This is a genomic window from Pseudomonas sp. MM227 (genome assembly GCF_947090715.1).
Lineage (GTDB): Bacteria > Pseudomonadota > Gammaproteobacteria > Pseudomonadales > Pseudomonadaceae > Aquipseudomonas > Aquipseudomonas baltica.
The window spans coordinates 3,947,130-3,969,394 of sequence record NZ_OX352319.1; the positions used below are offsets into that span (position 1 = coordinate 3,947,130).

The window sequence follows — 22,265 nt, forward strand, 5'->3', positions numbered from 1 at the left end:
ATGATGCGCGGCTTTTTTTACCGCCCGGATGTGCTTTGCTATCAGGGTCGACACTACAACACTCGATAACAACGGCAACGGCGCAAAAAGCGCCACAGGGAGCAGGCATGCTGGAAAGGCTGTTTCAACTCAAGGCGCACAACACCAACGTGCGCACGGAAATACTCGCCGGGGTGACGACCTTCCTGGCGATGGCCTACATCCTGTTCGTCAACCCCAGCATCCTGGGTGAAACCGGCATGGACAAGGGCGCGGTCTTCGTCGCGACCTGCCTGGCTGCCGCCATCGGCTCGACGATCATGGGCCTGATCGCCAACTACCCGATCGCCCTGGCGCCCGGCATGGGCCTGAACGCCTTCTTCACCTACACCGTGGTCCTGCACATGGGCCACACCTGGCAAGTGGCGCTGGGTGCGGTGTTCATCTCGGCCGTGTGCTTTTTCCTGCTGTCGATCTTTCGCATCCGCGAATGGATCGTCAACAGCATTCCCCTGCCGCTGCGCTCGGCCATCGCCGCCGGCATTGGCCTGTTCCTGGCGCTGATCGCCCTGCAGGGCGCTGGCATCGTGGTCGGCAATCCGGCCACGGTGGTAGGCATGGGCGACCTGACCAAGCCTGGCGCGGTGCTGGCGATACTGGGCTTCTTCCTGATCGTCGCCCTGGAGGCGCGCAAGGTTCGCGGGGCGGTGCTGATCGGCATTCTGGTGGTGACCACGGCCTCTATTCTGCTGGGCTTCAGCCCGTTCAACGGGCTGGTGTCGATGCCGCCTTCGCTGGCACCGACGTTCATGCAGCTGGACATCGCCGGGGCCCTGGACATCGGCCTGCTGAGCGTGATCTTCGCCTTCCTTTTCGTGGACCTGTTCGACAACTCCGGGACCCTGATCGGCGTCGCCAAGCGCGCCGGCCTGATGGGCAAGGACGGCCACATGCCGAAGATGGGCCGCGCGTTGATCGCCGACAGCACGGCGGCCATGGCCGGCTCGCTGCTGGGCACCTCCACCACGACCAGTTACATCGAGTCGGCCGCAGGTGTAAGTGCCGGTGGCCGCACCGGGCTGACCGCCATCGTGGTTGCGGTGCTGTTTTTGCTGGCACTGTTCTTCGCTCCGCTGGCCGGCAGCGTACCGGCCTATGCCACGGCACCGGCGCTGTTCTTCGTGGCGGTATTGATGGCCTCGGGGCTGGCTGAAATCGACTGGGACGACATCACCGAAGCCGCACCGGTGGTGGTCACCGCTTTGGCCATGCCACTGACCTATTCGATCGCCAACGGTATCGCCTTCGGCTTCATCGCCTGGACCTTGATCAAGCTGCTGGCGGGCCGTACCCGCGACTTGAATTCGGCACTGGTGATTCTTTCCATTCTGTTCGTTGTGAAACTGGGCTGGTATCCATGAGTGCTGTTCTCGACCCCTCCTCCTACACCCAGCAACTGGATGAAAAAGTGGCGCGCCTGCGCGCGCTGCTGGCGCCATTCGACGCCCCGGAACCGGCTGTCTTCGATTCGCCGCGCGAGCACTACCGGCTGCGTGCGGAATTTCGCCTGTGGCGCGAGGCTGGCCAGCGTCACTATGCGATGTTCGCTCCCGGCGAGAAGCATGTGCCGATCCTGATCGACAGCTTCCCCATTGCCAGCATCCGCATCAACGAGCTGATGCCGCGCCTCAAAGCTGCCTGGCAGAACGATGCAGCGCTGAGCAACAAGCTGTTCCAGGTGGAGTTCCTGACCACCCTGGATGGCGACGCCATGGTCACCCTGTGCTACCACCGCCCGCTGGACGAGCACTGGCAGCGCGCGGCCGAGCAGTTAGCGAGCAATCTGGGCGTGAGCCTCATCGGGCGCTCCAAGGGCAAGCGTGTGGTCATCGGCCGCGACTATGCAGTCGAGGCGCTCGAAGTCGCTGGCCGTACCTTCCGCTATCGCCAGCCCGAGGGCGCGTTCACCCAGCCCAACGGCACGGTCAACCAGAAGATGCTCAACTGGGCGTACGAGGCGTTGGGCCCGCGTGACGATGATCTGCTGGAGCTGTATTGCGGCAACGGCAATTTCACCCTGCCGCTGGCCACACGAGTACGCAAGGTCCTGGCCACGGAGATCAGCAAGACGTCGGTTGCCGCTGCCCTGCACAACCTCGACGACAACGGGGTCGATAACGTGACGCTGGTGCGTCTGTCGGCCGAAGAGCTGACCGAGGCGCTGAACGAGGTGCGGCCGTTCCGCCGTTTGCAGGGCATCGATCTCAAGGCCTATGACTTCGGCAGCGTATTCGTCGACCCACCACGGGCCGGCATGGATGCGGACACCTGCGAGCTGACCCGGCGCTTCGACAACATCCTGTACATCTCCTGCAATCCGGAAACCCTGGCGGCCAACATCCAGCAGCTGCATGACACCCACAAAGTGGCCAAGTGCGCGCTGTTCGACCAGTTTCCGTATACCCACCACATGGAATCGGGGGTCCTGCTGGTGCGCCGTTGAGGCACGCCCTGCGCCATCGGCGAAAACCATTTGACGTAAGTAACTAGTTCGTACAATTTATCTCCATTAAACAAACAATAACAATGGAGTCACCCGATGAGCGGCAATAACGTCCTGGCAGGCCTGATCGGCGCCGGTATCCAGCAGTCCCGTACCCCGGCCATGCACGAGCGCGAAGGCGCCGCACAGGGCTTGGGTTATGTCTACCGATTGATCGATCTGGATGCGCTGAAGCTCGACAACGGCGCCCTCGAAGAGCTGCTCACTGCCGCTCAGCGCATGAGCTTTACCGGCTTGAACATCACCTTCCCTGCCAAGCAGGCGATCATTCCTCTGCTCGATGAGCTGTCGCCGGAAGCGGCCGGGATTGGCGCGGTGAATACCGTGGTGCTCAAGGATGGCAAACGGGTGGGCCACAACACCGACTGCCTGGGTTTCGCCGAAGGTTTTCGCCGCGGCATGCAGGGTGCCAAGCGCGACCGCGTGGTGCAGATGGGCGCCGGTGGCGCCGGTGCGGCGGTGGCCCATGCGTTGCTGCTCGAGGGTGTGGGGCAACTGAGCATTTTCGATGTCGAGCCGGCACGGGCGCAGGCGTTGGCGGACAACCTCAATCAGCATTTCCCGGGGCAGCCGGCGCGGGTGGGCAGTGACCTGCTGGCGGCCTTGTCCGAGGCCGACGGCCTGGTCAATACCACGCCGATGGGCATGGCCAAGCTGCCAGGCATGCCCGTGCCCAAGGCGGCCTTGCACCCGGCGTTGTGGGTGGCCGAAATCGTCTATTTTCCGCTTGAGACCGAACTGCTGCGTGAAGCCCGCGCCTTGGGTTGCCGCACGCTGGACGGTGGCACCATGGCGGTGTTCCAGGCAGTGAAGGCCTTCGAGCTGTTCAGCGGCCGGCAAGCCGATGCCGAACGCATGATGGCGCATTTCGCCGAAATGAACGGATAAGCCAGGACCTCGATCACGACCCGTGTCGGCGGCCAAGGTGGTGTGTCAGGTGGAATGCGGCTACGGGGCCTGGATGAAGCGCAGGAGCGATTCGCAGAGCATTTCGCGGTGGTGCAGCTTCAACGTGGCTTCGTTGAAATCGACCTGGAACAACTCGCCGAAGGTGTGCTTGTTGGACACTCGGTAGAAGCAGAACGAGCTGATCAGCAAATGCACGTCCATGGCATCCAGGCCCGGACGAAACACGCCCTGCTCGGTACCGCGCCGCAGCAGGTCCGCCAACGCCAGCAGCACGGTCTTGTTCAACTCACGAATGCTCGTGGACTTCTTGACGTACTCGCCCTTGTGCATGTTTTCGTTGCACACGATACGCACGAAATCCTCGTTGCGATCATGGTGATCGAAGCTGAACTCCACCAACCGCCGGATGCCTTCCACCGGCGTCAGCTCGTCCAGATGCAGCTTGGCTTCGGTACCGCGAATATCGCCGTAGAGCTTTTCCAGCACCTCAAGGTACAGCTGCTCCTTGCTGCTGAAATAGTAATAGATCATGCGCTTGGAGGTGTGCGTACGCTCGGCGATGGCATCCACGCGCGCGCCCGCCAGGCCCTGCTCGACGAATTCGGTGATAGCGGCCTGCAGGATGTTCTCGCGGGTCTTCTCGGGGTTGTTCTTGCGGGGCTTGCGAGGAACGTCGGTCGATTGCGCGTCCGCCTCTGAGATCGTAGTCATGCTGGGCTCACGGCCGTCGTTGGTCAGGGGCCATTATGCGGCGCGCCGCGCGCCCATGGAAAGCCCGCAGCACACCTGCGCTGCGGGCAGGCCTTCACAGCTTGGCGTGACGGATGCCACCGGCGCGCGCCTTGGCCATGGCCGACAGCCGCACGGCGACGTTGGCCGCGCCATAGCCGGCATAACCACCACGACGCTGCAGCACCTCGAAGAAGAAACGCTCCTCGAACGGCTCCGTGTACACGTGGAACAGCTCGCCACCGTTGGCGTCACGGTCGTACAGCACGTTGTAGTACGCCAGCTCGCTGAGGAATTCGTCGTCGAAATCGAACCGCGCGCCCAGATCGTCGTAATAGTTGAGCGGGATGTCCAGCAGTGCCACCCCAGCCTCCTTCGCCTTGCTCACGGCCGCGAATATGTCGTCGCAATCGAAGGCGATGTGATGCACGCCCGAGCCGCGATAAGTCGACAGCGCATGGGAGATCGCTGTGTTGCGGTTCTCCGAGATGTTCAGCGGCAGGCGGATCGAGCTGCACTGGCTGCGCACCGCACGGCTTTTCACCAGGCCGTAGGGGTCGGGCAGCACCACTTCGTCGTCGGCCTTGAAGTCCAGCACGGTCTTGTAGAACAGCACCCAGCTGTCGAGGGTGTCCGGCGGTATGGCCATGGCCATGTGGTCGATGGACTTGAGCATGCCGGGTGTCGCCGCGGGTGCACTGAGGCTGAAATCGGACTCGTAGATGGTCGGCCCGTCGCTGGCGTCGTCCACCAGGTAGATCAGGCTGCCATCCAGGGCCCGCACGGCGGCCAGCTGGCGCTCGTTGGGGCCGACCAGACCGCGGAAGGGCTGAGCCTTGTAGGCCACGGCGCGCTCCAGCGCCTTGGCGCTGTCCTTGACCCGCAACGCCGTGGCACACAGTGAGGGGCCGTGGGATTCGAAGAAGTTGTGGGCGAAGGAGTACGGTTCGGCGTTGAGGATCAGGTTGATATCGCCTTGGCGCAGCAGGCTGACGCTCTTGGAACGGTGCTGACCGGCCTTGGCGAAGCCCAGTTGCTGCAGCCAGTGGCTGAGCTTGGCGCCCAGGCTTTCGTCCACGGCGAACTCGAGAAACTCGATGCCCTGGTATTCATCCGCAGCCGGGGGCGCGAAGAGAATATCCAGGTTGGGCACCGGCGTAGCCTCATGTTCCAGCAGCTTGCGGGTCTTTTCCTCGAGGTACAGCAGCGAGCGCAAACCGTCGGCCGCGTTGGCCCGAGGCGGTGCGGCACGGAAACCGTCGTTGAAGATTTCCAGGGACAACGGCCCGGTGTAGCCGGTCTTGATGATCGGCGCGAGAAAGCCCGGCAGGTCGAACTCGCCCTGCCCGGGGAAGCAGCGGAAATGTCGGCTCCACTCCAGCACGTCCATGGCCAGAATGGGCGCATCGGCCATCTGCACGAAGAAGATCTTGTCACCGGGAATGTCGGCGATCGCTCGCGGATCGCCCTTGAGCGACAGCGTGTGAAAGCTGTCGAGCAACACGCCTAGTGCCTTGTGGTCGGCCTGGCGAACGATGTCCCAGACCTGCTGGTAGGTGTTGACGTGGCGGCCCCAGGCCAGGGCTTCGTAGCCGATGCGCAGGCCACGCTTGTCGGCGCGTTCGGCCAATTGGCGCAGGTCGTCGACGAGAATCTGCTGTTCGCCCAGGGAGTCGGCAGCGGTATTGCTGCATACCAGCACCAGGTCGGTACCCAGTTCCTGCATCAAGTCGAACTTGTGCTCGGCGCGGTCGAAGTTGCGCGCCATGCGCGAACGGTTGCCGCCTTCGAAGTCACGGAACGGCTGGAACAGGGTGATGGCGATGCCCAGGTCGGCGCACATCTGCCGAACTTCCCGGGGGCTGCCGTCGTAGTACAGCAGGTCGTTTTCGAAGATTTCCACACCATCGAAACCGGCGGCGGCAATGGCTTCGAGTTTTTCCGGCAGGGTACCGCTCAGGGACACAGTGGCGATCGAACGCTGCATGGCACGCTCCAATGGCTGTTCGAGGGCTTACGGGGAGGCCTCGAAACGAGCCTTTTTCTGCAGTTCTGCCCTGCCCTTGCAAGCAGGCAAAACCGTGATGAAAGAAGTGGTTGTATCAGCTTGCTACTCTACCCGAGCACGTACCAACCAGTTAGTTTTGCGTGCGATTATCGACCAATTACCACGTGGGTCGATTGATTCGCTCGGTCGGTGTGCCCACCATCGTTCCCGACAGTGAAGCTGGTCGATGCACATTTTGCCAATCGACCGAGCGCGGACCGTCAGCAACGCCGGTCAACACCCCATAAGAATTTCAAGAACCCAGGTAATCGCTCATGCACATCCCTATCTGCTTCTGCGCCGTGTCCGTACCCGCCCCCGGTTGCGTCGAAGACTACCAAGACGCACCCCTCTGACCCCACCGAGCGCCCCCCTGACGGCGACGTCTGATACCGTGCACGCCCCTGTATCGGACTGCGCCGCGCTCAGTCGAAGTTCGGCGGTGGCTCCTGCCCACCGCGCCTGTACGGAAGCACTCAACGATGACCCAACCTCACAGCTCCGCCCTGCCCCGCGCCCAACAGGCGCCCGATGCCAAAGTCGGTTTCCGGGAGATGGTCAAAGCCGGCGCCGCGGTCGGCAAGACTCGCTGGGGCATGCTCGCTCTGGTGTTCTTCGCGACCACCCTGAACTACATCGACCGCGCCGCGCTGGGCGTGATGCAACCGATCCTGGCCAAGGAAATGAACTGGACGGCGATGGACTACGCCAACATCAATTTCTGGTTTCAGGTGGGCTACGCGATCGGCTTCCTGCTGCAAGGCCGGTTGATCGACAGGATCGGCGTCAAGCGCGTGTTCTTTTGCGCGGTGCTGCTCTGGAGCCTGGCCACCGGCGCCCATGGCCTGGCCACTTCGGCGGTGGGCTTTATGGTCTGCCGGTTCATTCTCGGGCTCACCGAGGCGGCCAACTACCCGGCCTGCGTGAAGACCACCCGGCTGTGGTTCCCGGCCAGGGAGCGCGCGGTGGCTACCGGCATCTTCAATGCCGGCACCAACGTGGGCGCCCTGCTGACGCCGATGATGCTGCCACTGATCCTCAGCGTCTGGGGCTGGCAGGCGGCGTTTCTCACCATCGCCCTGCTGGGTCTGGCCTGGGCGGTGTTCTGGGGCCTGAAGTACTTCGACCCGGACCAGCACCCCCGGGTCAAGGCCAGCGAACTGGAATACATCCAGGATCAGGAAGCGCCTGAACAAGCGGGCGTGCCGTTCTGGAAGATCATGACCATGCGCGGCACCTGGGCCTTCGCCGGGGCGTTCATGATGACGGCCCCGGTGTTCTGGTTCTACCTGTACTGGCTGCCGCCGTTCCTCAATCAACAATACCAGTTGGGCATCAACGTCACCCAGATGGGCATTCCGCTGATCATCATCTACCTGAGTGCCGATGTCGGCAGCGTGGGCGGCGGCGTGCTGTCGTCGTTCCTGATCGGCCGCGGCATGCAGCCGGTCAAAGCGCGGCTGCTGTCGATGCTGGTGTTTGCTCTAGCGATCATCAGCGTGGTGTTCGCCGCTGGCGCGGCCAACCTGTGGGTGGCGGTGGCGGCGATTTCGCTGGCCATTGCCGCGCACCAGGCGTGGACGGCCAACATCTGGAGCGTGGTGATGGACTACACGCCCAAGCACATGATGAGCACGGTGTTCGGCTTCGGCGGCATGTGCGCGGCGGTGGGCGGGATGTTCATGACCCAGGTGGTGGGCTACATCCTGACGGTGACCAACAACAACTACACGGTGTTGTTCACGATCATTCCGGCGATGTATTTCATTGCCCTGGTGTGGCTGTACCTGATGGCACCGCGCAAGGTGCCGCAGGGGGGTTGAGCCAGGCGCGGATTTGCGGTGGAGCTCTTCGCGGGCAGAGCCCGCTCCCACAGAGGCCGGTGACCCCACCCTAGATCCCAGCCAATAACACCTGGGTTTTCTCGAGGGCCGTCCGCGCTCTTTCATAAGCGCTCACACCCTGTTCCAGCAGGCGCGCCGTGGGTATCTCCAGGCTCAATGGCACATCGTCAGGCAGTGCCCGCAGCAGGCCGACCAGGTCGCAATCACCGTCTCCGGGAAAACGTCGTTCCTGGCGCGCCTGGCGCAGTATCTCCGCCATGTCATCGGGACGCGGGCCCGCCACGTCGCACAGCTGGGCATAACGCAAGCGGTGCGCTGGCAGGCTGCGCAGGTCTTCGAGTCGCGAGTTGGAGCGGTCGAAATGAAAGGCATCGACCAGGATGCAGGCATTGTCGCGACCGGCCTTGTCGAGCATGACCATCGCGCTGGCCAAGTCCGGGCAGTCGGTCCAAGGCATGAATTCCAGGTGCGGATGGATGCCATAGGGCCGCGCCAGGTCGCACAGCTGGGCCAAGTTGTCGCTGGCTCTTTGCAGGTCTGGATCATTACCCGCCACCAGCAATTCGCTCGCGCCGAACTCGGCGCCCAAGGCCAGGTGAGCTTCGAACTCCGCCACGCGGGTAAACGGCTTGAGCCGCAGGATTTCGATGTCCAGCACCTTGATGCCGGTGTCACGCAACCGTGCGGCAGTCTGGCGTTGCAATGCCTTGTCGCGCAGCAAAGGATAATGGTGCTCTTCGGCGGTAGCCGGCTCGGTACGCAGGCCGACGTGGCTGTAGCCGGCGCGGGCAGCGACTTCGACCATCTCGGGGGGCGACAGCTCGAGCACGGTCAATGCGGCCAGGGACAGGATGCGATGAGTCATGGGCGGCTCCTTGGGGCGTGAAAGGGACGACGGTGGCCAGGGCACGAGGATGTCAGCCAACCCACCGGGCTAGCCCAAGGCGCGTGGCGCACAGGCGCATCCACTACGCATCGCTTCGCCGATGGCGTCGACCAACGCCAGGGTGCGCGCGGCATCCGCTGCGCTCACCAGTGGCTCGGCGCGCCCATGCGCGACCTCGACGAAATGCTCCAGCTGCACGCGCAGCGCCTCTGCGGAATCAAAGGTTTCCTGCACCTGCAGCAACGGCTCATGCCAACCCTCACCCGGTTCAGCGTAATGCCAGCGCCTGAGTTGCGGCACGCTCAGCGCACCGGCAGTGCCCGCCAGCAGGTAGCACGGCTGATCGGCCTGGCGGGGATAGACCGGGTTCTCGCCCGAGCCGAGCTCCCAGCTCCAGGGCGCAGCCACACCGTCGGAACCGGTCAAGGTGCCGAGCGCGCCGTTTTCGAACTGCAGCAACACGGCCAGACTGTCTTCGTTGCCGAAGCCGCGAATACCATTGCTGCCGAAGGCCTGCACCTGGCGGACTTCGCCGCACAGGTAGCGCAGCAGATCGAGGTCATGAATCAGGTTGGTCAGCAGCATTCCTGCCCCTGGTTCGCGACGCCAGGCGATGTCGAAGTAACTGTCGGGCTTCTGCAACTGCCACAGCGCCGTCACCGTGGTCAGACGGCCGAGCACGCCGCTTTGCACGACGTGCCGGGCCCGGCTGATCATCGGGTTGTGCCGCCGGTGATGGCCGACCAGGACCGGTACGCCGCTGGCGGCGCTGGCAGCCACCAGCGCGGCCACTTCGTCCAGATCGATCCCGACCGGTTTTTCCAACAGCACGGGCACACCGGCTGCCAGGCAATCGAGTGCCGTGCGCACATGCTGAGCATTGGGGTTGGCCACGATGACGGCTGCGGGCGCTACCTGTGCCAGCATCTGCCGATGATCGGTGAAATGCGGCACCGCGCATTCAGCGGCAAAGGCCCCAGCGTCAGGGCCGGGGTCGGCGATGGCGCAGAGTTGGGCTGCGTGCATCTCGCGCAGGTGCTGGTAATGCTGCCGGCCCATAGTGCCGGCACCGATCAGGGCAATTCGCAGGGGGACGGTCACGATGAAGTCCTTTGTTTATTATTTTCTCCACTTATTTAGAACCGAGTTCCGGAATATTTCAAGTCGCGGATAACGGATTGGCGAGGAATCGGTGGACCAAGACCACACCGCTGGTTCCAGCGCTCAGCTGAACAGCTCCGACGCCAGGCTGACCTGAGACAGCTCCTGTGCCGCAGCCAACAGCCCATTGGCCAATTCGTGCATGCGTGTCTCGGACAGTCGCGCGCTGGGCCCGGCCACACTCAGTACGCCCACCACATGGCCGTCCCGCGGATGCCGTATCACCGCCGCCAGTGCCGAGGTGCCCAATGCCGAACTCTCGACGACCCAGGCATAGCCGGCCTCGCGGGCCAGGCGCAGACGTTCCAGCAGATCGGCATTGGAACGCGGCGCATTGGGCCCGAAGTCTTCACCAGCGGTAATCCCCTGCTGCTCCACCAACGCCAGTGCCTTGGCATCACTGAGCGAAGCCAGCCAGGCGTGCCCTGAAGCGGTATAGAACAAAGGCGCATCACGCCCCATTTCCGGGTCGTAGCGCAGGCCGGAACGAGCGCCCTGGGATTTGGCGATCCACGTCTGACGGTCGCCCTCGACCACGCCCAGCCGGACCAGCTCACCGGTTGCCTGGGCCAGGCGATCGAGAATCGGCTGGACGATATCGGCACCGCTGCCGGACAGGTATTGAAAACCCAGCGCCACCAACTTGGTCGACAAGTGATAGCGCAGGGTTTCCGCGCTCTGCCGTACATAGCCCAGTCGGGCCAACTCGGTGAGCATGCGGTGAGCCGCGCTTTTGGGCATTCCCAGCTGTTCGGCAAGGGCTTGCAAGGCTTGGCCGCGTGGTTCGTTGGCAAGGCTTTCAAGCACGCTGAACGCCCGTTCGATCTGACTGCCGGCCATGGTGAGGCTCTCGTGAAGTTGGAACGCGATGAAAAATTCCGCTGATTCTACACTTGGCGATTCGGGCGGCAATCCATAGAATGTGGAACTAGGTTCCATAAAATTACAATTCATCGGACGTGTATACCTCGGAGATTCATCCAATGCAGGGGCCTGACAGCGAAACGAAGAGCGTGGATTGCGACGTGCTGGTCATCGGCTCCGGCGCTGCTGGCCTGGCCACCGCAGTGACCGCCGCCTACCACGGGCTGCGTGTGATCGTGGTCGAAAAGGACAGCACCTTTGGCGGCGCAACCGCCTGGTCCGGCGGCTGGATGTGGGTGCCACGCAATCCGCTGGCGCGCCGCGCCGGCATTGACGAAGATCCGGCATTGCCGCGCACCTACCTGCAACATGAGTTGGGTGAGCACTTCGATCCGGCACGCATCGATGCCTTTCTCGAGGCGGCCCCGCACATGGTGGCGTTTTTCGAGAAACACACCAGCCTGCAGTTCGCCGATGGCAATGCCATCGCCGATATCCACGGCGATACACCGGGTGCCGGCACCGGTGGCCGTTCGGTGATCGCGGCCCCCTATGACGCACGCCAACTGGACAAGCCGTTGCTCAAGCGACTGCGCAGAACGATGCGCGAAACCTCCTTCCTGGGCATGCCGATCATGGCCGGCGCCGACCTGACCGCCTTTCTGACCCTGACCCGCTCGTGGCGCTCGCTGCTGCACGTGAGCCGGCGCGTGGCTCGACATATGCTGGACCTGGCCCGACACGGCCGCGCCATGCAGCTGTGCAACGGGGTGGCACTGGTCGCACGCCTGGCCAAGTCGGCCGATGACCTGGGCGTGCTGCTGTGGGAGTCCGCGCCTGTCCGGCGCCTGTCGAAGGAAGGCTCACGCGTCTGCGGCGCCGTGATCGAGACTGCCGAAGGCGAAGTGGTGATCAAGGCGCGCAAGGCCGTGATGCTGGCCACCGGCGGCTTCGCTCATGATATCGACCGACGCCGGGCACTGTTCCCGCGAACGCCCAGCGGCCACGAACACCTGGCTCTGCCGCCGCTGGGCGTAAACGGCGATGGCCTGCGCCTGGGCGAGACCGCCGGTGGCGAGGTAGCCACCGGATTGGCCTCGGCCGCAGCCTGGTGCCCGGTGTCTCGAGTGCCCTACCGCGACGGCAGCATCGGCCACTTCCCGCACATCATCGAGCGCGCGAAGCCGGGCATCATTGCCGTGCTGGCCAACGGCAAGCGTTTCGTCAACGAAGCCGACGGCTACTATGACTACGTGAAAGCCATGGTAGCCCATGCCCCCGGCGCGGAAGTTGCCTCATGGCTGATCTGCAGTCACACCTTCCAGCGCCGCTACGGGCTGGGCATCTCACGGCCGTTTCCGCTACCGCTCAAGCCGCACATCGACAGCGGCTATCTCAAGGTGGGCGACACGCTGGAGGCGCTAGCCGCTCTATGCGGCATCGACCCGAACGGGCTGCGATCTACCGTAGACCACTTCAACGAGCACGCGCACCTAGGCCGAGACCCGCAGTTCGGCCGCGGCGGCAGCGCCTACAACCGCAAGCAGGGCGATGCGCTGCACCGGCCCAACCCGTGCGTGGCACCGATCGAACAGGGGCCGTTCTATGCGGTCAAGGTTGAAGCGGGCAGCTTCGGCACCTTCGCCGGGCTCAAGACCAACGCACAGGCGCAGGTGCTCGACAAGCAAGGCCTGCCGATTGCCGGGCTGTACGCCGCGGGCAGCGACATGGCCAGCATCATGGGCGGCCATTACCCGGCCGGGGGTATCAACCTGGGCCCTGCCGCCACCTTCGGCTATATCGCCGCCCGACACATGGCCGGGGCCACCCATCACGAATGACCGCCAGCGGAACAGGAGACCGACATGCAACTCATCACCAACGCGCAGCACCTGAAGATGCCGAAACTGGGGCTTGGCACGTGGCCAATGCTCGGCGACGAATGCACCACAGCTGTGATTCAAGCCCTGGACCTGGGTTACCGCCATATCGACACGGCTGCTGGCTACAACAACGAGGCCGCGGTGGGCCGTGCCTTGACCGAGTCCGGCGTGCCACGCGGCGACATTCATGTCACCAGCAAGGTCTGGTGGGACAAGCTGGCGCCCGACGCCATGCGCGAATCGTTCCAGAACACCCTGAACGCCCTGCAAAGCGACTACATCGACCTGTTCCTGATCCACTGGCCTGGCAAGGAGGGCTGGGATGTGAAAGCGGCCATCGACACCCTGGTGTCGTTCAAGCAGGACGGCCGTGCGCTGAACATCGGCGTGGCGAACTTTCCCCTGCTGCTGCTGCGCCATGTCATGGAGGAGTTGAACGCCCCATTGGCGGCGATCCAGGTTGAATACCATGTGACCCTGGGCCAGAACGCCCTGCTCGACTACGCCCGCAAACATGACATGGCGCTGACCGCCTACAGCCCGTTGGTGCGCAACAAGGTGTCGCAGATTCCCGAGCTGCAGCAGATCGCCAGCAAGCACGGCGTGCTGCCGACTCAGGTGGCGTTGAAGTGGTTGCTGGATCAGGACAATGTTGCCGCGATCCCGAAGGCGGCCAGCAAGGCCAACCAGCAAAGCAACCTGGATGCGTTGAAGGTGCAGCTGGACGATGAAGATCGCCGGATCATTGCGGCGTTGCCCAAGGATCAGCGGTTGGTGAGCCCGGATTTTGCGCCGAAGTGGGATTGAGGTAGGGCTTTGAATCGCGGTGCTCCCATTCGCGGGCAGAGCCCGCTCCCACAGATTGCCCAGAGGTCACATGGGAGACCTGTGGGAGCGGGCTCTGCCCGCGAATGAAGGCACCGCAGTATCCGATCAGAAATCGAAAAACACCGTCTCCCCTTCCCCTTGGATACGCATATCGAAACGGTAGGCCAGCTTGCCGTCCACCTCGCAGCGCGTTGCAATCAGGGTTTCCCGACGCGCGGGTTGTTCGATCAGATTCAACACCGGATCCTTGCCATTGGCCTCGGCCTCATCGCTGAAATACAGCCGCGTGTGCAGGTGAATGTTCACCCCGCGGGCGAACAGACTGATGTTGATGTGCGGCGCCATGGGTACGCCCGCGGCGTTGTTCACCACGCCCGGCTTGATCGTCTGCACGGTCCATTCGCCGGCATCGAACGTAGTGGCGGTACGGCCAAAGCTGTTGAAGGGTTGTTCCTGGTCGAAATCGATGTGGTAGTGGCCCTGATCATCGGCCTGCCACAGTTCCAGGAACGAGTCGCGCACCAGATGGCCATTGCCGTCGTAGACATTGCCCAGCAGCAGGATGTGCTCACCCGGCGCTTCGGGCTTGGCCATCTGGTTCCAGATTTCATGCTCGCGCGGCTCGATGCCGGCGGCCGCCAGGGCCAGGCCGATGTGAACGTAGGGGCCAGCCGTTTGTGACGGGGTTTCTTTAAGCAGTTCGATAGGCATGTCGATTCCCCTCAACGGTTTTCGAAGTGAGTCTTGCGCTGACCGCGCAGCACGATGTCGAAACAGTAGGCCAGGCAATCCATGGGATTGGCGTTGGCCATGTCCAGCCTGGCGATCAGGCTCTGCACCGCCTCGGGGTCGTTGATCGACTTGACGATGGGGCACATCGGGATCAACGGGTCGCCTTCGAAATACAGCTGGGTGATCAACTTGGTGGCGATCGACGGGCCGCTCACCGAGAAATGCACGTGGGCCGGGCGCCAGTCGTTCGGCCCGTTGCGCCATGGGTACGGGCCCGGCTTGATGGTACGGAAACTGTAGTAGCCCTCGCTGTCGGTCAACGTGCGGCCGACACCGCCGAAGTTGGGGTCCAGGGGCGCCAGGTAGCGGTCGTTCTTGTGCCGGTAGCGGCCACCGGCGTTGGCTTGCCACATTTCCACCAAAGTATTGGCAATCGGTTTGCCGAATTGGTCGCAGACGCGCCCGGCGAGAATGATCCGCTCACCGATCGGCAAGCCACCATGGTTGTAGTTGAGCAGCAGGTCATTGTCGAACTCGCCGAACTTGAGGTGGGCGAAATTGGGGCCGGTGCTTTCACTGGCCGACTGCGGAATGCTCACCAAGGCCTGGCGCGGCGAGCGCATGGTCGAGGTCTTGTAGTCCGGCGTCAGCGCCTTGGGGTGCCAGTTGCGATCACGGATGATGAAGCGACTGCTGTCTTGGGAAGACATGCCGTTCTCCTGTTATTCGATTTATAGAGGACCTGTTTTCAGGCTTCGTACTAGTCTCAAGGAAATGGCCGACAACGAATATTGAAAAACACGGTCACAGGCATACCCGAATGGTTATGCATGAATCGAGTGAGGATTTGCCATGTTATGGAAGAAAGGCCGACGCAGCGATAACGTCGTGGATGCCCGCGGTGATGGTGGCGGCAGTGGCGGCGGCGGAATGCGCATGGGCGGCAAGGGCCTGAGCCTGACCGCCGTGGTGCTGATCGTCGGCTTCGGCCTGCTGACCGGGCAGGACCCCATGCAGATCCTCGGTGAACTGACCGGCCAGGGTCAGCAGGCCGCGCCGGTCGACACCAGCCAGCGCAAGGCGCCACCGGCCAACGACGAGCAGGCCGAATTCGTCAGCACGGTACTGGGCGATACCGAGGACACCTGGAAGCAGATCTTCCAGCAAGGCGGCCAGACCTACAAGGAACCCAAGCTGGTGCTGTTCAGCGGCCAAGTGCAGTCGGCCTGTGGCTACGCGACGGCGGCCAGCGGACCGTTCTATTGCCCGGCCGATCAGCAGGTGTATCTGGACATGGCGTTCTTCCGCGAAATGTCCCAGCGTTTCGGCGCCGCCGGTGATTTCGCCCAGGCCTACGTGATCGCTCACGAGGTGGGTCATCACGTACAGACCTTGCTGGGCGTGTCGGATCAGGTGCAGAAAGCGCGTCAGGGTGGCCAGCGCATGGAAGGTGCCAATGGCCTGCTGGTGCGTCAGGAACTACAGGCCGATTGCTTCGCCGGAGTCTGGGCGTTCAATGGGCAGAAGCGCTTGAACTGGCTGGAGCCGGGTGACATCGAAGAAGCCTTGAACGCCGCCAATGCCATCGGCGACGATCGTCTGCAACAGCAGGGCCAGGGCCGTGTAGTGCCCGATTCGTTCACCCACGGCACTTCGGCACAGCGCGTACGCTGGTTCAAGGCCGGCTTCGCCCAAGGCCAGATTGCCCAGTGCGATACGTTTGCGGCCAAGAGCCTCTGAATGGTTTGCCAACCACCACCTGCCCAGCAGGTGGTAGCGGGTTCAGATCAGTTCGCGCAGGTGTTTGCAGTCCAGCGCATGCCAGTCCGCCAGTTCCGGCCAGAGGTTTTCTGGCTGATTCACCAGCACCGTGGCGGTGCCCGCCGCCCGACCTGCCAGCAGGTCCATTCGATGATCCCCCACCATGACCATCTCCGGCTGGCGTACGCCCCAGGCGTCGGCCAGGTGCAATAGCCCGGCCGGGTCGGGCTTGTGCGCAGCTTCGTCGCGGCCCAGCACATCGTCGGCCTGAAAGCAGTCGGCGATGCCGATCGCCTGCAGGCTGATGTGTGCCAGTTCGCGCGCGTTGCGCGTGAGGATGCCCAGGCGATGGCCACGGTCGGCCAGTTCGCGGACCAGTTCCACCGCGCCCGGTGCTGCCGTCGACGCTACGGCCAATGCGCGCTCGTGTTCCAGCAACCAGGCATGCTTGGCATGTGATTCTTCGGCCGGCAAGGTGGCCAGGTGGTCGAGGATGTCGGCCTCCTGCGGAATCTCCAGATGACGGCGGATGGCGGCGAAGTCGTGCACGGCCACCGTCAGCGTGCCGTCCAGGTCGAACACCCAGTGGCGAACCCGCGCCAGGCTCATGACCAGTCCTGCCGATGGCGGATCAGACCTTCCTGGGCCGAAGAGGCCACCAACTGGCCGGTGCGGTTGTACACGCTGCCGCGGGCGAAACCACGTGCGTTGCCCGCCCAGGGGCTGTCCAGGGCATACAACAGCCAGTCGTCGGCGACCAGGTTGCCGTGAAACCACAGCGAGTGATCGAGGCTGGCGATCTGCATGTCACGGTGCCACACCGACTTGCCGTGAGGCAGCAGCGAGGTGGTCAACAGGTTGAAGTCCGAGGCATAGGCCATGACGTACTTGTGCAAGGCCGGGGTCTGGGCGAGTGCGCCGTCGGCGCGAAACCAGATGTATTTGATCGGGTCGGTCGGCGTGGGGTTGTACGGGTCGCGCTCGGCCACCGGGCGCATCTCGATGGGTTTGCCGCACAGCAGTTTGTCGCGCATGTGCGCAGGGATCAGATGGGCCACCTGCTGCATCAGCTCGAGTTCGGTGGGCAGGTTTTCCGGACCGACCACCTCGGGCATCACACTCTGGTGGGCAAAGCCTTCTTCGTCGTACTGGAACGAGGTGGTGCCGGTAAAGATTGGCTGGCCCTTCTGCACGGCGGTCACCCGGCGCGTGCTGAAACTGCCGCCGTCACGCACTCGGTCGACCATGTACACCACCGGCAGCTGGGCGTCGCCGGGGCGCAGGAAGTAGCCATGCAGCGAATGCACGTGGCGATCGGGCTCCACCGTCTGGCTGGCGGCCGACAACGACTGGCCCAGCACCTGGCCACCGAACAGCTGGCGAAAGCCCAGGTCCTGGCTGCGGCCGCGGAACAGGTTTTCTTCTATGGGTTCCAGGCTCAGCAGCTCGACCAGATCGTCCAACACATGGCTCATTCAAAACTCCTCGGCATAGGCAACACCCACATAGGCAGAACCAAATGGGCGCAATGATAGCGGACACTTGTACTGCGGACACCTGTGGGAGCGCTAGCGGGTGTGCTGCCACTGATCCTGGGTGATGCGGTACAGCATGTGCCGCTGCAATTCATGCCCGGGCAGGTTCGGGTGGTCGAAGTCGCCCTCGTGGTCGCGCAACATGCCGATCGATTGCATCACCTTTTCCGACGACACATTGGCCACCGCCGTGAACGCTACCACCTCATCCAGCCCCAAGCGATCGAAGGCGCAAGCCAGGCAGGTCCAGGCCGCTTCACTGGCAAAACCCAACCCCCAATGCTCATAGGCCAGACGCCAGCCAACCTCGGTAGCCGGGACAAAAGGCGCATCGAAACCTACCTGGCCCAGCCCGGCGAAGCCGATGAACTGCCCACTGTCCTTGCGCTCCAGCGCCCACAGGCCATAGCCCAATTCGGCAAAGTGACCGCGCACACGACCGATGACCGCTGCGCTCTGCAGCCGTCCCAAGGTTTCGGGAAAATAACGCATGACCCGCGGATCGGCGCACATGTCGGCAAACGCGGGCAGATCGCTGTCCCGCCACTGACGCAAGATCAGTCGCGCACTTTCAAGTTGGAGGATCCCGCTCATTGCTGATTCCTTGTCGATACCCGCCCGCCCCGACCCGATTCGGCCTGGCAAGCACCTTCCCGCTCATTTCGAACGCGAGGTGGCAAGGGAGTTTTCACGGCAAGACCAACGGCGCATGCAGGCATGTCGAGCAGCCATTTCGACCGGACGCGTTTCCCTCGGCCTGGCGGGCTAGCGCCGGGTACTGCGCTCCCAAGCGGCCAGCACCGTACGCTCCGAACGCACCAGATAGGCCTCGAGCAACTGCGTGGCCTCTTGCGCACGCCCCTCTTCCAGGCAATGCAGAATGCAACCGTTCATGTCCAGGTAGGGCATGTGCAGGAACCGCGGATCGTCGAGCAGGCTGAAGGCCAGCCGCAATTGCGCCGATATCTGCGCATAGAACGCCTCCAGGCGCGGGCTGTCGGCCAGTTCGACGACCGCCTGGTGGAACATCATGTTGGCCGTGCCCACGGCCTTCCAGTCCTTGGCCTCGCCAGCCTGCTTGCCCATGGCAACCGCTTCGCGCATGCGCACTGTGCCTGGGTGCAGCGGATAGCCTTGGGCAAGGGCCTGGCACTCGATGAAGCGGCGTACCCGGTAGATGTCGATGATCGACGCCATGTCGGGCACCGCCACGGTCACGCCGCGGTTTGGCTCGTGTTTGAGCAAGCCTTCACGGGTCAGGCCCCTGAAGGCCTCGCGCAGGGTGTTGCGCGAGATCTGCAGGGTTTCCGCCAGGGCGGCCTCGGACAGGCGCTGGCCAGGGACCAGTTCACCTTCCACCAGCATCCGGCGAATCTCCTGGGTAATGGATTCACCCAGGGAACGAGGCGCAGAAAGTGAGAGGTCGGTCATGTACGGTCCAGGGTCGGAAAAGTCGATTCGATGTTCACCCACTGCCAGATCTCAGGCAAGGCGAATGGCACTTCTGTGCATCATTAAGTAACAGCGCTCCTTGCAAGCGTTACAAACTGGTGCACATTGTGGGGTACTTCAAAACGTATTGTTGAACAATCCAAAGCATACAGATCAACTCCTTCCGCCGGATTGGCAGGCTCTGGCATGTTCATTGCTCTGTCCCTGTCATCTCCCATCGCAGGAACGATGCCGTGACACAGACAGCCGCGACACAGACCGCCAAGGATTTCACCAAGGCGCGTCGCTCTTCCCTGATCGCCGCGATCTTCATGATGGCGACCTCGGCCATCGGCCCGGGCTTCATCACTCAGACCGCCACGTTCACGGCAAAAATGGGCGCGGCGTTCGCGTTCGGCATCCTGGCGTCGATTCTCATCGACTTCGTGGTCCAGTTGAACATCTGGCGCATCGTCACGCTAACGCGCATGCGGGCGGCCGACATCGCCAACAAGGCGATTCCAGGCAGCGGCTACTTGCTGGCCGTACTGGTCATCTTCGGCGGTGTGGTGTTCAACGTCGGCAACATTGCCGGTGCAGGCCTGGGCCTGAATGCACTGATGGGGCTGGATCCGAAATGGGGGGGCGCCTTGAGTGCGCTGATGGCCATCGGCATTTTCCTTTCTCGCCGTGCAGGCCTGGCCGTGGACCGAATGATTGTGGTGCTGGGCCTGGTGATGATTGGCATGACGCTGTTCGTCGCCTTCGCTTCCAACCCGCCGCTGGGTCAGGCGTTGTACCAAACCATCCTGCCGGAAACCGTGGATTTCGCCATCATCACCACCATCGTCGGTGGCACGGTGGGGGGCTACATCACCTACGCCGGCGCCCATCGCCTGCTCGATCGCGGCACCACCGGGATCGAGAATCTACAGGCGGTGAACAAGGCGGCTTTGAGCGGCATCCTGGTCACCGGCCTCATGCGCTACATCCTCTTCCTCGCCATTCTTGGCGTGGTAGCCAGTGGCGTGGTCATCGACATTTCGGGTCAGGGCGCAAATCCGGCGGCGCAGGCCTTCCAGGCCACCGCAGGCGAGTTCGGCCTGCGCATCTTCGGCCTGATTCTCTGGGCGGCCGCCATCACCAGTGTGATCGGTGCGGCCTATACCTCCATCTCCTTCATCACTGTGTTTTCGCCCACTATCAGCGAAAAGGCACGCAACCGTGCCACCACCGTGTTCATTGCCGTGTCGCTGCTGATCTATGTCCTGATGGGCACGGCGCCTGCCGCGCTGCTGCTCTTCGCGGGTGGTTTCAATGGCTTGATCCTGCCCATCGGTTTGAGCATCTTCATCTACGTGGGCTGGCGCCGGTCCGACCTGATGGGCGGCTACCATTACCCTCGCTGGCTGCTGGTGCTGGGCCTGCTGACGTGCCTGCTGACCTGGTACATGGCGATCAAATCGGTCGGGCCGATCTTTGCCTTCCTCAAGGTCGTATGAACCAGAACAATTACAAGGAATCTCTGCAATGCCAAGCATCGATATCAACAGCGACCTGGGTGAAAGCTTCGGCGCCTGGAGCATGGGCGACGACGATGCCATGCTCGACATCGTCACCAGCGCCAACGTTGCCTGCGGCTTCCACGCCGGCGATCCGGCCGGCATCCTGCGCACTCTCAAGGCTGCCGCGGCCCGGCAGGTCAGCATTGGCGCCCATGTGTCCTACCCGGACAAGGTCGGCTTCGGCCGCCGCAACATGGATGTGGCCAGCGACGAGCTGACCGCCGACGTGATCTACCAGATCGGTGCCCTGCAGGGCCTGGCCCAGGCCGCCGGCACCCGCGTCAGCTACGTGAAGCCCCATGGCGCTTTGTACAACACCATCGCCCACGACCGCCGTCAGGCGCTGGCGGTGATCGCCGCGATCCGCGCCGTCGACTCGCGCCTGGTGCTGGTGGCTCTGGCCGGCTCGAGCCTGATCGAGCTGGCACGTGAGCAAGGCCTGACCTGCATTGCCGAGGCCTTCGCCGACCGCGCCTACACCCCAGAGGGCACCTTGGTTTCACGCCGCGAGCCGGGCGCGGTGCTGCACGATCCGCAACTCATCGCCCAGCGCATGCTGCGCCTGGTCGAAGACGGCACCCTGGAAGCCATCGACGGCAGCATCACGCGCATCCAGGCCGACTCGATCTGCGTGCACGGCGACAGCCCGGCCGCCGTGGCCATGGCGCGCGAGCTGCGCCGGGTACTGGAGCAGGCGAACATGCGCCTGCAAGCGTTTGCCGGAGATCGACCATGAGCGCCCTGAAGCTCGCCGCCCGGCGCGCTGTCGACGCCGCCCGCGCCGCGCGCGCGGGCTACCGTGGTGGTCTGGTTGCACCTTCTGCCGGGATCGCGCCGGGCATGACCCAGGCCAACCTGATCGCCCTGCCCCGCGACTGGGCCTATGACTTCCTGCTGTACGCGCAGCGCAATCCGAAAGCCTGCCCCATCCTCGACGTCACCGATGCGGGCAGCCCGCACACCGTACTGGCAGAAGGCGCCGACCTGCGCACCGATCTGCCGCTGTACCGGGTCTGGCGCAACGGCCAGTTGGCCGAAGAGATCAGCGACGCCCGCCCCGCCTGGGCCGAACACGACGACATGGTGACCTTTCTCATTGGCTGCAGCTTTACCTTCGAAACCGCGCTGCAGGAAGCCGGTATCGAAGTCCGGCACATCGCCGACGGCAGCAATGTGCCGATGTACCTGAGCAACCGTGCCTGCCGCCCCGCCGGGCGACTGCGCGGTGACATGGTGGTGTCCATGCGCCCTATCCGCGCCGACCGGGTGGCCGAAGCCTGCACCATCACCGCCCGCTATCCCTCGGTGCATGGCGCGCCGGTGCACGTGGGCGACCCGGCGCTGCTGGGCATCGCCGACCTGGCCCATCCCGACTTCGGCGAAGCCGTGCGCATCGAACCGGGCGAAGTGCCAGTGTTCTGGGCCTGTGGCGTCACGCCCCAGGCGGCCGTCATGGCGTCGGGCGTGCCGTTCGCCATCACCCATTCGCCGGGCCATATGTTCATCACCGACGTGCCTGACAGCACGTACCACGTCTAGGAGATTGCC

21 protein-coding genes are annotated in these 22,265 nt (G+C 63.5%); 10 read left to right on the forward strand and 11 right to left on the reverse strand.

From position 1 onward, the window contains the following. The first annotated feature begins 107 nt into the window (after positions 1-107). From ONG87_RS17965 to ONG87_RS17975, 3 genes are all read left to right on the forward strand, one after another. Entirely contained in the window at positions 108-1,400 is a 1,293-nt protein-coding gene (locus tag ONG87_RS17965) for an NCS2 family permease (RefSeq protein ID WP_122475388.1), read from the forward strand. Beyond that, positions 1,397-2,482 (forward strand): tRNA (uridine(54)-C5)-methyltransferase TrmA, encoded by a 1,086-nt coding sequence (gene trmA / locus ONG87_RS17970; protein WP_264381775.1) that lies wholly within the window; start codon positions 1,397-1,399, stop codon positions 2,480-2,482. The genes ONG87_RS17965 and trmA overlap by 4 nt, the downstream gene beginning before the upstream one ends. A gap of 96 nt (positions 2,483-2,578) precedes the next feature. Then, positions 2,579-3,430, forward strand: a complete 852-nt coding sequence (locus tag ONG87_RS17975) for a shikimate dehydrogenase (RefSeq protein WP_122795408.1) — start codon at positions 2,579-2,581, stop codon at positions 3,428-3,430. A gap of 60 nt (positions 3,431-3,490) precedes the next feature. Here ONG87_RS17975 and ONG87_RS17980 read toward each other — a convergent pair whose 3' ends face one another. Together ONG87_RS17980 and quiC are read right to left on the reverse strand one after the other, a co-directional pair. After that, on the reverse strand, positions 3,491-4,162 hold the full coding sequence (locus ONG87_RS17980; RefSeq protein ID WP_122475393.1) for a TetR/AcrR family transcriptional regulator: 672 nt from the start codon (positions 4,160-4,162) through the stop codon (positions 3,491-3,493). A gap of 94 nt (positions 4,163-4,256) precedes the next feature. Next, positions 4,257-6,167 (reverse strand): 3-dehydroshikimate dehydratase QuiC, encoded by a 1,911-nt coding sequence (gene quiC, locus ONG87_RS17985; RefSeq protein WP_264381776.1) that lies wholly within the window; start codon positions 6,165-6,167, stop codon positions 4,257-4,259. A gap of 614 nt (positions 6,168-6,781) precedes the next feature. On the opposite strand from quiC, the gene ONG87_RS17990 reads away from it, so the two are divergent. Continuing rightward, a complete protein-coding gene (locus ONG87_RS17990; protein ID WP_192058755.1) occupies positions 6,782-8,050 on the forward strand; it encodes an MFS transporter in 1,269 nt (422 codons plus the stop codon). A 70-nt stretch (positions 8,051-8,120) separates the two neighbouring features. Here ONG87_RS17990 and ONG87_RS17995 read toward each other — a convergent pair whose 3' ends face one another. From ONG87_RS17995 to ONG87_RS18005, 3 genes are all read right to left on the reverse strand, one after another. After that, a complete protein-coding gene (locus tag ONG87_RS17995) occupies positions 8,121-8,936 on the reverse strand; it encodes a sugar phosphate isomerase/epimerase (RefSeq protein ID WP_192102673.1) in 816 nt (271 codons plus the stop codon). Between the two features lie 69 nt (positions 8,937-9,005). Further along, positions 9,006-10,058: a Gfo/Idh/MocA family protein gene (locus tag ONG87_RS18000; protein ID WP_264381777.1), complete on the reverse strand. Its 1,053-nt coding sequence runs from the start codon at positions 10,056-10,058 to the stop codon at positions 9,006-9,008. Between the two features lie 123 nt (positions 10,059-10,181). Beyond that, a complete protein-coding gene (locus ONG87_RS18005; RefSeq protein WP_192054791.1) occupies positions 10,182-10,958 on the reverse strand; it encodes an IclR family transcriptional regulator in 777 nt (258 codons plus the stop codon). A gap of 143 nt (positions 10,959-11,101) precedes the next feature. Between ONG87_RS18005 and ONG87_RS18010 the strand changes: the two genes are divergently transcribed. Both ONG87_RS18010 and ONG87_RS18015 read left to right on the forward strand, forming a co-directional pair. Further along, positions 11,102-12,823, forward strand: coding sequence for an FAD-dependent oxidoreductase (locus ONG87_RS18010; protein ID WP_264381778.1), 1,722 nt, complete (start codon positions 11,102-11,104; stop codon positions 12,821-12,823). Between the two features lie 24 nt (positions 12,824-12,847). Beyond that, a complete protein-coding gene (locus ONG87_RS18015) occupies positions 12,848-13,672 on the forward strand; it encodes an aldo/keto reductase (protein ID WP_264381779.1) in 825 nt (274 codons plus the stop codon). Positions 13,673-13,798: 126 nt separating this feature from the next. On the opposite strand, the gene pcaG is transcribed toward ONG87_RS18015, so the two are convergent. Together pcaG and pcaH are read right to left on the reverse strand one after the other, a co-directional pair. Further along, entirely contained in the window at positions 13,799-14,404 is a 606-nt protein-coding gene (gene pcaG / locus ONG87_RS18020) for a protocatechuate 3,4-dioxygenase subunit alpha (RefSeq protein WP_185795182.1), read from the reverse strand. Between the two features lie 11 nt (positions 14,405-14,415). After that, a complete protein-coding gene (gene pcaH / locus ONG87_RS18025) occupies positions 14,416-15,135 on the reverse strand; it encodes a protocatechuate 3,4-dioxygenase subunit beta (RefSeq protein WP_264381780.1) in 720 nt (239 codons plus the stop codon). Between the two features lie 142 nt (positions 15,136-15,277). Between pcaH and ONG87_RS18030 the strand changes: the two genes are divergently transcribed. Then, complete coding sequence (locus tag ONG87_RS18030) at positions 15,278-16,165, forward strand: neutral zinc metallopeptidase (RefSeq protein ID WP_264381781.1); 888 nt, start codon at positions 15,278-15,280, stop codon at positions 16,163-16,165. A gap of 42 nt (positions 16,166-16,207) precedes the next feature. On the opposite strand, the gene ONG87_RS18035 is transcribed toward ONG87_RS18030, so the two are convergent. From ONG87_RS18035 to ONG87_RS18050, 4 genes are all read right to left on the reverse strand, one after another. Beyond that, a complete protein-coding gene (locus ONG87_RS18035; RefSeq protein WP_264381782.1) occupies positions 16,208-16,795 on the reverse strand; it encodes an HAD family hydrolase in 588 nt (195 codons plus the stop codon). Further along, a complete protein-coding gene (tesB, locus tag ONG87_RS18040) occupies positions 16,792-17,661 on the reverse strand; it encodes an acyl-CoA thioesterase II (RefSeq protein WP_264381783.1) in 870 nt (289 codons plus the stop codon). Before tesB ends, ONG87_RS18035 begins: the two co-directional genes overlap by 4 nt. Before the next feature lie 93 nt (positions 17,662-17,754). Beyond that, positions 17,755-18,315: a GNAT family N-acetyltransferase gene (locus ONG87_RS18045; RefSeq protein ID WP_264381784.1), complete on the reverse strand. Its 561-nt coding sequence runs from the start codon at positions 18,313-18,315 to the stop codon at positions 17,755-17,757. Between the two features lie 171 nt (positions 18,316-18,486). Then, positions 18,487-19,152 carry a GntR family transcriptional regulator gene (locus ONG87_RS18050; protein ID WP_264381785.1) on the reverse strand — a complete coding sequence of 222 codons (666 nt, stop codon included), beginning with the start codon at positions 19,150-19,152 and terminating at the stop codon, positions 18,487-18,489. A gap of 254 nt (positions 19,153-19,406) precedes the next feature. Here ONG87_RS18050 and ONG87_RS18055 point away from each other — a divergent pair, with 254 nt between their 5' ends. Genes ONG87_RS18055 through ONG87_RS18065 form a run of 3 tightly spaced genes read left to right on the forward strand, consistent with a single transcriptional unit; the run spans position 19,407 to position 22,256 of the window. Further along, the gene (locus ONG87_RS18055; protein ID WP_185795177.1) at positions 19,407-20,654 is read left to right on the forward strand and encodes an NRAMP family divalent metal transporter; all 1,248 of its coding nucleotides are present in this window, start codon (positions 19,407-19,409) and stop codon (positions 20,652-20,654) included. Between the two features lie 28 nt (positions 20,655-20,682). Then, positions 20,683-21,453: a LamB/YcsF family protein gene (locus ONG87_RS18060; RefSeq protein WP_122475422.1), complete on the forward strand. Its 771-nt coding sequence runs from the start codon at positions 20,683-20,685 to the stop codon at positions 21,451-21,453. Next, a complete protein-coding gene (locus ONG87_RS18065) occupies positions 21,450-22,256 on the forward strand; it encodes a putative hydro-lyase (RefSeq protein ID WP_122475424.1) in 807 nt (268 codons plus the stop codon). The genes ONG87_RS18060 and ONG87_RS18065 overlap by 4 nt, the downstream gene beginning before the upstream one ends. Positions 22,257-22,265 lie beyond the last annotated feature (9 nt).